This is a genomic window from Cupriavidus sp. 05N40, assembly GCF_056397305.1.
This window is the reverse complement of record NZ_JBFTND010000086.1, coordinates 19,662-28,671: the sequence shown is the minus strand read 5'-3', so window position 1 is coordinate 28,671 and position 9,010 is coordinate 19,662. Positions and strand designations below refer to the sequence as shown.

The following is a 9,010-nucleotide window of genomic DNA, read 5'->3' as shown; positions in this document are numbered from 1 at the left end:
TCCTGTGCGTGTTGAGAGTGGAGCAGACCTTAATCGAGCGAGGCGCCGGAGTCTTTCACGACGCTCTCCCATACCGGAAGCTCGCGCTGATAGAGCGCCGCGAATTCCGCCGGCCCCGCGTAGTTCACGTTAAAGCCCAGTTCGCTGATACGCTTCTTGACCTCCGGACGATTGGCAGCCAGCTGGAACTCGTCCGCCAGGCGCTGGACGATCTCCTTGGGCGTGCCGGCAGGCGCGGCAATCGCGGACCAGCCGACCGTCTTGAACAGCTTTTCATCGAAGCCCTGCTCCGCCAGCGTCGGCACRTTGGGCAAGCTCGGAAGCCGGCTGGTGCCGGTCACGCCGATCGCCTTTACCTTGTTGGTGAGGAGAAAGACGCTGGCCTGCAACGCAGTGGCGAAGCCGAGTTGCACATTGCCGGCGGCAAGATCCTGCACCATCGGCACTTCGCCACGATAGGAGGCATGCACCATCTGCGCGCCGGTCACTTCGTTGAGCTTGCTGCCGCTCAGATGGCCGACGGTTCCGACACCCCAGGAGCCATAGGACAGCTTGCCCTGATTCGCCTTCAGGTAGGCGCGCAACTCCCTGGCGTCCTTGACGGGTACCTTCTGGTTCACCAACAGCACAAGCGGAGAGTCGGCGATCTTCGCCACCAGAACAAGGTCGCGCCGCGGGTTGTACGGAAGATTCTTGTACAGGAACTGATTGACCAGCAATTGCGAACTCTGGGAGACGGACAGCGTATAGCCATCCGGAGCGGCCTTCGCTACGGCATCCACGCCGACGATGCCGGCCGCGCCCGTCCGGTTGTCCACGATGACCGGCTGGCCCAGGCGCGAGGACATGCCATGCGCCAGCTCCCGCGCCATCGAATCCAGCGCGCCGCCCGCCGAGAACGGCGCAACGAGCCGGATGGGCTTGCTGGGATACTTCTCGGCAGCGGCCAGCAGGGGCGTGGCAAGGAGTCCAAAGACTGCGACGCCCAGGCCGCCGATGCATAACTTCCTGATCATTTCCTGTCTCCATCGTGTATTTCGGAAAAGTGGGTGTGCGGCCGGGCCGGTTGCAACGATGCGAGCACCGATTCCCGAAGCGCCTTCTTCTGCAATTTCCCCGTCGGCAGACGCGGGAAGTCCAGGACGAAGGAGAACGACTTCGGCATCCGGACCGGACCTAGCGTCTCCCGGCAGATCGCCCTGAGTTCGGCGGAGAGCGTCTCAGGCGCAGCAGGCGAGCGCTCGACGTGGACCACCGCATGGACGGACTCGCCGAACTCCTCATCGGGAACGCCAAAGACCGCTGCATCCAGGACACGCTTGTCTGAGAGCAGGGCTGCCTCGATCTCCTGGGGATAGATGTTCACGCCGCCCGAGATGATGGTGAAATCCCGGCGATCCGACAGGTACAGGTAGCCCTCTTCGTCGAGATGCCCGATGTCTCCGTAGGTCCACCACCCTTGCTTGCTGCGGCTGGACGTGGTCTTGTCGGCGTCGTTCCAGTAGGCGAAGCTGGAGCGGTTCTCGAAGAACACCGTCCCTGTCGTGCCAGCCGGCACTTCGTCGTCGTCGAGGTCCAGAATATGAATGACCCCGTCCGTCRCCCTGCCGACGGAGCCCTTGTGTTCCAGCCATTCATGCGAACTGATGGAGCAGGCGCCGATGCCTTCCGTTCCCGAGTAATACTCCTCGAGGATCGGCCCCCACCACGCGATCATCGCCGTCTTGACGTCCACCTGGCATGGCGCGGCGCCGTGACGCGCGACGCGATGACTGGACAGGTCAAAGCGGCTGCGCGCGTCGGCATCCAGCCTCAGCAGGCGATGGAACATCGTGGGCACCCATACGCTGTGCGTAACGCGGAATGTCTCGATCGCGTGCAGAGCGGCAAGCGGGTCGAAACGCTCCATCACGACCGCGGTGCCGCCCAGCGCCAGCGTCGCCGATACGGCCCGGTGCGGCGCCGCATGATAGAGCGGCGACGTGCAGAGATGAACCATGGAGGCGTCGGCGCCCGGCCGCCGCGCGAATGGCACGTCGCGCGGATCCATCGCGTCGAAGGGAATCGGCGGAATCGGCTTGCGCACGCCTTTCGGCCGTCCCGTCGATCCGGACGAATACATCATCTCCCTGCCGCGCGCGGGATCGGCGATGGGCGCGACGGGACTATCCCGCAGCGCATCCTCCAGCCGCAGGAAGCCCGGGATGTCGCCGCCCAGTGCGAGGCAGGGAATGGCGTCGAAGTCGGACGCGGCCAGGCTTTCGCTGCCGACGGCAGTCACCGAGACCACCACCATGCGCGCGTCGCAATCCCGCGCAATGTAGCGAAGGTCCGCCGCGCTCAACCTGGTCGATGCCGGGGTAAAGATGACGCCAGCCCGCTGGCAACCCCACGCGAGGTAGAGGAATTCCGGGCAGTTGTCCACGGCGAAGAGCACGGCGTCGCCATTCCTGATGCCTGCCTGGCGCAGGAGATTGGCGACGCGATTGGACCCCTCATCCAGTTCCAGATAGCCAAGCTCACGCCCACCGGGAATGAACACGGCGGCAAGCTTGCCCGGCGTCGTCCGCGCGAAGTGCGATGGGTGCGACATGACAACTCCGTCACCAGGCCTCGATCCACGGACGCAGTTCGAGCTCGTGCGTCCACGCATCCTTCGGTTGCTGGTGCAGCATCCAGTAGGTATCTGCGATGTGGTCGGGATTGACGATGCCTTCCTGCTCCTTCAGCGCATAGCGTTCCGGGAACGACTCGCGAATGAACTCGGTGTCGATGGCACCGTCGATGATCAGGTGCGCAACGTGAACGCCCTTGGGACCGAGCTCCTTGGCCATCGACTGTGCCAGTGCACGCAATGCGTGCTTCGCGCCGCTGAACGCGGCATAGCCCGCCCTGCCTCGCAGGCTGGCCGTCGCACCGGTGAAGAAGATCGAACCGCGCTTCCTCGGCAGCATCACGCGGGCCGTCTCGCGCCCCATGAGGAACCCGCCGAAGCACGCCATCTCCCACACCTTGTGGTAGACGCGTGCGGTCGTTTCCAGGATGTCGAAACRCACGTTGGCGCCGATGTTGAACACCGCGACTTCGATCGGCGCGATCCTGGATTCGATTTCCTGGATGAGCGCAACCATCTGTGCTTCGTCGCGCGCGTCCGAGCCGAAGGCATGGGCTACCCCGCCCTCTGCCTCGATCTGTGCGACCAGCGGCGCCAGCTTGTCCGCGTTGCGCCGTGTCACGCACGCGATATATCCCTCACGCGCAAATCGTCGTGCGATCGCGCCACCGGTTGCGTCGCCAGCGCCGATGACAAGCACGGCCTTTTTCTCGTTCATGAATTGCTTCCCTAGTAGTCGTGTCCGACGGTGCCGGCAGTTAGCCGGCCTTGACCCGATCGATTTCCTCTTCGACCTCTCGCAGCCGATCCTTGCCGAAGAAGATCTCGTCATTGACGAAGAACGTGGGCGAACCGAAGGCGCCACGCTCGAATGCCCGCTGGGTGTTGGCCAGGAGCACTTCCTTGACGTCCGCGTCCTGGATCCTTGCCAGCGTCCTGGCGCCATTCAGTCCTGCCTGGTCCAGCGCCTCCCGAATAACGTCGGGGTCGTCCATCTTCTTTCCCTGTTCCCACATGGCGACGAAAACCGCTTCCACATAGGCGTCGAAGTTGCCGTCCAGCTGGGCGGCCACAGCGCCGCGCATGATCTGGATCGTGTTGACGGGAAAGTGCGGGTTGTAACGGTAGGCCGTGATCCCGTGGCGCTTCACGAAGCGCTCGGTCTCGAGCTGGGCGTATTCCTGCTTGTTCCTGATGCCCGCGAACGCTTCGGACGGCGCGCGATTGCCAGTGAGGCGAAACAGCCCGCCAAGGAGAATGGGGATGTACTCGAAGCGGGCGCCCGTACGGTCTTCGATCGCCGGAATGACGCGATGGCTGAGGTAGGCGTTGGGACTACCGAAATCGAATAGGAAATGGGCACGCAATGCGGCCATGGCTTGTCTCCTGGATCAATGTGCCTGGCTTTCGACACCGATGCGCAGATGCGCGGATGTTCGCCAGATCGGCCTGCTCCGGCATGGCGCCGCCATCTCTGCTGACGCCGTCCGGGAATGAATGGATCCTATACTACCACCGTTAAGATCGCAAGCGAGTCGCGGTGCGCACTGCTCGTATCCACAGGCCCCGTGCATCTTCCGCGACTTGCCTGGCAATGCGGTATTTCCGCGCCAATCGCGTCGAAACTCTGCTGCCATTGTCCGCTGACGTCCCGCAGATTTTTATATTACCATCGTTAACATTGATGCCATATCCAACCATGTCTGAAGGATGAACCCGCATGCCCGCCTATGAAGCCCCCCTGGCCGAGTTCCGCTTCCTGCTGCAGGAAGTTCTCGCCTACGAAAAGCGCCTTGCCGTGCTGCCCGGCTGCGAAGACGCAACCATGGACCTGGTCCTCCCGATCCTGGAAAGCGCCGGTGTGTTCGCGCGCGATGTGCTGTTGCCGATCAACGGTACGGGCGATGACGAAGGCTGCACGCGCCAGGACGGCACGGTGCGCACCCCTTCCGGCTATGCGCGGGCGTACGCCGTCTATCGGGATGCCGGCTGGACGACGCTGGCGGCGGATCCGGCCTACGGTGGGCAGGGACTGCCCGTCACGCTGGCAACCATGGTGCGGGAAATCGTCGGTGCCGGCTCGATGGCGTTCGGCATGTATGCGGGCTTGTCGCAGGGGGCGTACCGCGCACTGCTGGCCCACGGCACGGACGAACTGCGCGAGCAACTCCTGCCCATGCTGGTGAGCGGACGCTGGACGGGAACCATGTGCCTCACCGAGGCAGGCAGCGGCTCCGACCTCTCCAGGCTACAGACTCGTGCCGCCCCTGTCGGCGACGGCACCTACCGTATCAACGGCAGCAAGATCTTCATTTCCGGTGGCGATCACGACCTCGCGGAGAACATCCTGCACCTCGTGCTTGCCCGGCTGCCGGACGCCCCGGCAGGCACCCGGGGAATCAGCCTGTTTCTTGTCCCCAAGACGCTCCCCCGCCGGGACGGGACGCCGCTGCCGGCATTGAGCGACAACCATGTGTCATGCACAGCCATCGAGCACAAGATGGGCATCCGTGCATCGGCCACGGCAGCACTGGCGTTCGATGATTCGCTGGGCTGGCTGGTAGGCGAGCCCAACGGCGGCCTGATGGCGATGTTCACGATGATGAACTCCTCGCGCATCGGCGTGGCCGTACAGAGCATCGGCGCGGCGGAACTGTCTCTCCAGAATGCCCGGGCCTATGCCCTGGACCGCCGCCAGGGCTACGCCCCGGGCTCCGGACGCACTGCGAACGACGGGCCGGACCTCATCGTCCGTCATCCCGACGTCCGCAAGAACCTGTTGACGATGAAGGCACTGACCGAAGGCGCTCGCGCGCTATACCTCGACGCGGCCATTGATCTGGACGTCCGCAATCGCCATCCCGACCCTGTCGAGCGCACGCGCGCCGAGAACCGGCTCGCGCTTCTGACCCCGGTGATCAAGAGCTTCCTCAGCGACAGCGCGGTGGAGGTCACCCGGCTTGGCATCACCATCTTCGGCGGGCATGGCTACATCCATGAAAATGGCATGGAACAGCTCTTGCGCGACGCGCAGATCGTCCCGCTCTATGAGGGGGCGAATGGCATCCAGGCGCTCGATCTGGTGCACCGCAAGCTGTCGCTGGCCGATGGCAGCGTGGTTGCGGACTGGCTGGAAGCGGCCAGCGCCCTGGCCCGTGGCCACGCGGACGAGCCCGAGCTGGCAACGCTGTGCGAGGCCCTCGACATGGCAACCAGCCACCTGCGGGACGCGACGCTGCTCATGCAACAGCGCGCGCGTGACGACGCGCGGGCCGCCGCGGGCGCGGCAAGCCACTATCTGCAGATGTTCGGCCTCGTCGCGCTCGGTGTGGCATGGTTGCGAATGGCTGCCGCGGCGCTCGCGCCCGACGGCGATGAATCTCCCGCCTTTTACGCCGGCAAGCTCAAGACGGCGCGATTCTATGGCGAGTACATGCTCGTGCAGACTGGCGCGCTGGGGCAAGCCATTCACGCGGACGTGTCAGTGCTGATGAACCACGCACTGGAAGAACTGTAGTTTGCCGAAGAGGTTCCGGCTGCCGTCGCGCAATGCGCCCCGGCAGCCGGGCGCCGGGATCAGTAGATCTCGAACAGCCCCGCGGCGCCCATGCCGCCGGCGATGCACATCGTTACGACGGCATACTTCACGCCACGACGCTTCCCCTCGATCAGCACGTGGCCGGCCAGCCGCGCGCCGGTCATGCCAAAGGGATGGCCGATGGAAATGGCGCCCCCATTGACGTTCAGCAGCTCATCGGGGATGCCCAGTTTGTCGCGGCAGTAGATCGACTGCGAAGCAAACGCTTCGTTGAGCTCCCACAGGCCGATATCCGCGATCTTGAGGCCGTGTCGTTTCAGGAGCTTCGGCACCGCGTAGACCGGCCCGATACCCATCTCGTCCGGCTCCAGCCCGGCCACCGCCATGCCCCGGAAAGCACCCAGCGGCGCAATGCCGGCGCGCGCGGCTTCTCCCGCCTCCATCATCACGCAGGCCGAAGCGCCGTCGGAGAGCTGCGAGGAATTGCCGGCCGTAATGAAATGCTCCTTGCCGCGGACCGGTTCGAGCTTTGCCAGGGCTTCGTAAGTGGTGCCCGGACGGTTGCAGTTGTCCGCGTCCGCCGTCACCTCGCGGTGCGTGACGGTACCGGTTTCCTTGTCGGTTACCRCCATGACCGTCGTGCACGGCACGATTTCGTCCAGGTACCGGCCTGCGGCCTGCGCCGCCGCCGTGCGCCGCTGGCTTTCGAGCGAAAACATGTCCTGCGCTTCCCGGCTGATGCCATAGCGTTTCGCAACGACATCCGCCGTTTCGATCATCGACATGTACAGGTCCGGCTTGTGCTCGGCAATCCAGCGATCCACGCCGTTTTCGCCGTCCTCGCGCGTGCGGATACGYGAAATGCTCTCCGCCCCGCCCGCGATCATCGCCGGAACACCTTCGCTCACGATGCGGCCCGCGGCAATGCTGATGGCATTCAGGCCCGAGGCGCAGAACCGGTTGATGGTCGAGCCGGCAATGCTGACAGGCAGCCCCGCACGGATCACAGTCTGCCGTGCCAGGTTACGGCCCGTGGTGCCTTCCGGGTAGCCGCATCCCAGGATCATGTCCTCGATCATCTCCGGATCGATGCCGGCACGGTCCACCGCCGCACGCACTGCGAACGAAGCCAGCGTGGGGCCATCGGTGATATTGAATGCGCCGCGCTGCGACTTGACGAGCGGCGTACGTGCTGTGGAGACGAAGACAGCTTCACGGGTCATGGCATGGGACCTTTAAAAGGGAGGTTGAGTTAAGTTGAGTCGAGTTGAGTCGAGGACGGCATCATCGATCCGACAGGCGACAGACAGAATCATCCTTGCCGTATCTTACCGTTGTTAATATACTCGAAAACACGGAACGGAACCGAAGGAGATGCGAATGGAACAGTCAGTCGGCGCGCTGAGCAAGGGCGAGATCTACAAGCTTCTGAATTGCATGATCGTTCCCCGACCGATCGCCTGGGTCACGACACGCTCGGAGGAAGGCCTGGTCAACCTCRCACCTTTCAGCACCTTCAACATCATCTGCTACAACCCGCCGCTGCTCGGCATCAACATGGCGTTCAAGGACGATGGGTCGCGCAAGGACTCCGCACGCAACGTGATCGCCAACGGCGAACTGGTGGTGCACATCGCCGACGACACTCAGGTCGACGCGCTCCACGCCAGCGCCTTCCCGCACCCATCGGACATCAGCGAAACGACCCTGCTCGGCCTGCCGCTTCTCCCCAGCGTGGACATCTCGGTGCCTCGCCTGCGCGACGCACCGCTCGCGCTCGAGTGCAGGCTGTCGCAAACCATCCGGTTCGGCCCCACCTCGGACTTCATCGTCGCCGCGCCGGTGCGCATCCACGCACGCGACGGCCTCATCCAGCAGAACAAGATCGATAGCAGGGAGCTTCGTCCGCTGTCCCGGCTGGCTGGCCCGGTCTATGGAACCATCGGCCCCGTGATCGTCCGGAATCCGGCTGGCTGAATGGCGCGGCGCACTGCCGCGCCCCACCTTTCACGCCTTCGGTTCGCGCGGCGGCCCGCGGTCCACGGGGCAGTTGCCCAACGCCGCGCTTATATTAACACCCAAAAGATTAAGGAGTATTGGCGTGAGCGTTCATCACGGCGCATCGGCGGCCGCGACCTGGGATCAGGAATTGCAGCGCTGCCGCTCGTCGTTCTAGTCCGGTTTCCCGGCAGCCTGCGCCAGCATCTCGTCGCCGGTCGGAGAGCTCCCGCGGGATTTCAGCGCCTCGGCAGCCCCTCGAATATCCCGCGTTTCCCTGTTCTGACTGAGCTTGCTTTTCCCCACAAGGCGCGTGATCTCGATCTGCACACCGACGATCGCCTTGAGCATGGCCTCCAGGTAATCTCTCGGCGCATCTCCCATCTTCCATGGCTTCGGTTGCGATGCCTCGTGCGTGCGCGTCAGGCGACCGACCACACCACGCAGGTAGCGCTCATCGTCGAGAATCGTGATGCGTCCGTGCGCGTGGACGACCATGTAGTTCCAGGTCGGCACCCGCTCGTGAGACTCGTGCTTGCCCGGATACCAGTTTGGCGAGATATAGGCGTCGCCCGCATGAAAGACCGCAAGCACCTCATCGCCGTTTGCAACGCTCTGCCATACCGGATTGGCCCGCGCTACATGCGCACGCAGTGTCCCCAGTTCGCCCTCCCCTGTTACGAGCTCGAACGGAATATGGTTGGCGTCGAGTCCGCCGTCGCCATGCGTGATCAGCGTGCCAAATGGATGCTGGGTGATGCGAGCGTGTAGCACTTCCTTGCGTGTCTCGGCGAAATGGGCGGGAACGTACATGTGGATGTCTCCAGAAGGGGCGTGAACGGGGTGACCGGCTGCAGACC

The 9,010-nt window shown here is 64.0% G+C and carries 8 protein-coding genes; 2 read left to right on the top strand and 6 right to left on the bottom strand.

The genetic code is table 11. The features are described 5' to 3' along the window. Positions 1-29: 29 nt before the first annotated feature. From AC1DO7_RS20540 to AC1DO7_RS20525, 4 genes are read right to left on the bottom strand one after another with little or no spacing between them, the layout of a single operon-like run. Entirely contained in the window at positions 30-1,016 is a 987-nt protein-coding gene (locus AC1DO7_RS20540; protein ID WP_441619521.1) for a Bug family tripartite tricarboxylate transporter substrate binding protein, read from the bottom strand. Beyond that, entirely contained in the window at positions 1,013-2,593 is a 1,581-nt protein-coding gene (locus AC1DO7_RS20535) for an AMP-binding protein (RefSeq protein WP_477116520.1), read from the bottom strand. The genes AC1DO7_RS20540 and AC1DO7_RS20535 overlap by 4 nt, the downstream gene beginning before the upstream one ends. A 10-nt stretch (positions 2,594-2,603) precedes the next feature. After that, the gene (locus AC1DO7_RS20530; protein ID WP_477116519.1) at positions 2,604-3,332 is read right to left on the bottom strand and encodes an SDR family oxidoreductase; all 729 of its coding nucleotides are present in this window, start codon (positions 3,330-3,332) and stop codon (positions 2,604-2,606) included. 40 nt (positions 3,333-3,372) lie between these two features. After that, entirely contained in the window at positions 3,373-3,990 is a 618-nt protein-coding gene (locus AC1DO7_RS20525; RefSeq protein WP_441619526.1) for a 2-hydroxychromene-2-carboxylate isomerase, read from the bottom strand. Positions 3,991-4,334: 344 nt separating this feature from the next. Between AC1DO7_RS20525 and AC1DO7_RS20520 the strand changes: the two genes are divergently transcribed. Continuing rightward, the gene (locus tag AC1DO7_RS20520) at positions 4,335-6,131 is read left to right on the top strand and encodes an acyl-CoA dehydrogenase C-terminal domain-containing protein (protein WP_441619527.1); all 1,797 of its coding nucleotides are present in this window, start codon (positions 4,335-4,337) and stop codon (positions 6,129-6,131) included. Between the two features lie 59 nt (positions 6,132-6,190). Here AC1DO7_RS20520 and AC1DO7_RS20515 read toward each other — a convergent pair whose 3' ends face one another. After that, positions 6,191-7,375: an acetyl-CoA C-acyltransferase gene (locus tag AC1DO7_RS20515; RefSeq protein WP_477116518.1), complete on the bottom strand. Its 1,185-nt coding sequence runs from the start codon at positions 7,373-7,375 to the stop codon at positions 6,191-6,193. Positions 7,376-7,532: 157 nt separating this feature from the next. Here AC1DO7_RS20515 and AC1DO7_RS20510 point away from each other — a divergent pair, with 157 nt between their 5' ends. Then, positions 7,533-8,129: a flavin reductase family protein gene (locus tag AC1DO7_RS20510; RefSeq protein ID WP_477116517.1), complete on the top strand. Its 597-nt coding sequence runs from the start codon at positions 7,533-7,535 to the stop codon at positions 8,127-8,129. Between the two features lie 195 nt (positions 8,130-8,324). On the opposite strand, the gene AC1DO7_RS20505 is transcribed toward AC1DO7_RS20510, so the two are convergent. After that, positions 8,325-8,963 carry an FMN-binding negative transcriptional regulator gene (locus tag AC1DO7_RS20505; RefSeq protein WP_441619532.1) on the bottom strand — a complete coding sequence of 213 codons (639 nt, stop codon included), beginning with the start codon at positions 8,961-8,963 and terminating at the stop codon, positions 8,325-8,327. Positions 8,964-9,010: the final 47 nt, after the last annotated feature.

Coding starts and splice junctions, on each gene's coding strand:
- AC1DO7_RS20520 (WP_441619527.1), top strand. CDS start 4,335: ATGCCCGCCTATGAAGCCCCCCTGGCCGAGTTCCGCTTCCTGCTGCAG.
- AC1DO7_RS20505 (WP_441619532.1), bottom strand. CDS start 8,963: ATGTACGTTCCCGCCCATTTCGCCGAGACACGCAAGGAAGTGCTACAC.
- AC1DO7_RS20525 (WP_441619526.1), bottom strand. CDS start 3,990: ATGGCCGCATTGCGTGCCCATTTCCTATTCGATTTCGGTAGTCCCAAC.